This is a genomic window from Micromonospora sp. GCM10011541 (genome assembly GCF_042650725.1).
Taxonomy (GTDB): Bacteria; Actinomycetota; Actinomycetes; order Mycobacteriales; family Micromonosporaceae; genus Micromonospora; species Micromonospora sicca.
Map to the genome: position 1 here is coordinate 1 of NZ_JBHSBP010000015.1, position 1,372 is coordinate 1,372.

At 63.9% G+C, this 1,372-nt stretch carries 2 protein-coding genes; both read right to left on the reverse strand.

Annotated features, from left to right (window positions below; all coding sequences use genetic code 11):
* Positions 1 to 208: 208 nt before the first annotated feature.
* The gene (locus ACFOYX_RS08405; protein WP_322444150.1) at positions 209 to 628 is read right to left on the reverse strand and encodes a VOC family protein; all 420 of its coding nucleotides are present in this window, start codon (positions 626 to 628) and stop codon (positions 209 to 211) included.
* A gap of 504 nt (positions 629 to 1,132) precedes the next feature.
* Positions 1,133 to 1,372, reverse strand: a 240-nt coding sequence (locus ACFOYX_RS08410) for a transposase (protein ID WP_377533867.1), incomplete at its 5' end; no start/stop codon positions are given.

The following is a 1,372-nucleotide window of genomic DNA, read 5'->3' on the forward strand; positions in this document are numbered from 1 at the left end:
GAAGCCCTCCGAGATATTCACCGAACTCGTCGAGGCAAATGCTTCCACTGGCTGAACCCGCCCCCTGCTGGCCTGCCCAAACGCACAAACTTAACGGCATTGACCCTTGACACGCCGACCGCCGCCCTAACTGAACGGCGTTGGTACTAGGTTTGCGCGCGGATTGGGTGGCCATGTCCCGGGCGAGCTGGGTGTCCGGGAAGGCCGGTCAGAGCCCCTGCCCGACCTCGACCAGGTAGCCATCGGGGTCGCGCAGGTAGCACCGGATCTCCGTGCCGTGGTCCTTCGGTTCGGTGAGGAAGTCGGCACCACGCGACTTCCACTCCCGGTAGAGCTTCCGGACATCGGTGACCCGAACATTCATCGCGCAGCTCAAAGTATTGGAATCGGTTGGCGCCTTGGCATGCACCGTAGGCTTGTCGTCCGTCGGGCCGCCCTCATCGTTGATGATGATGTAACTGTTGAAGAACCGCATGATCAGCGGGTTCCTCTCGTGTACGCAGGTGGCCCCGAAGACCCGCTCGTAATACTCCCGGGACCGATCCACGTCGCGGACGATCAGCAGGGTCGCGAGGAACATTCCATCCGCGGGCTTGAAATAGTCGGGTGCGGCGTTGGCCAAGGCCATATCAACCCCTTGTTCGGCTGCCCCGCCGGGTGCGGGCCGCTGGCGGCATTCCCGGGCGAGTTGAGTCGAAACCCGCAACTCACGAGGGTTGGTCGGGTTCTCGCCCGTCTTCGCTCCGGAGAAAGGTCAGCGGGTGGGCGATCAGTGTGGTGAACAAGGAGAGAACGGACGGCAGCAGCGCCCTCTTTGCAAACGCCCAGGTAGTAGAGGTGTCATCCACGGCCGAAACCGGTGCGACGGCCAGACCCTGTACGTGGATGGCTCGGCGCTGCGGCGGGGGCACCCAGACCTTGCGGCGTTTGAAGTGGCAATCTCCGCCGAATCTTGGATCAGCCTCCGTCGCACTGACGGACGGCGACGAATTGGGGCCGCCGACTGGTAGTGAGCAGGTCAAGGTGACACGCGCCGACAGCAACCGAAGCGGCCACCATCGCCCGAGCCCTGCCTCAGCCCGCCGCCCAAGCCGAGGTGACGGACCTCCCACAGCCACGCCGGCTGTGTCTCTTAGTGAGCGTCCGGGAACTTCGGCCACCAGTTGCCGGTGCGGGCGAGTCGGCGTGACATTGTCATGATCATGGCGATGTGGATCATGGCCTCGTGGTGGCCGGGCTTGGTCTCATAGTCGCGTACGCAGCGGCGATGCTTGCTGATCCAGGCGAACGTTCTCTCTACCACCCACCGGCGGGGCAGGACGACGAAGCCCGGCTCGGTGCGTTTGACGATCTGGACAGTCAGGTGCAGGAC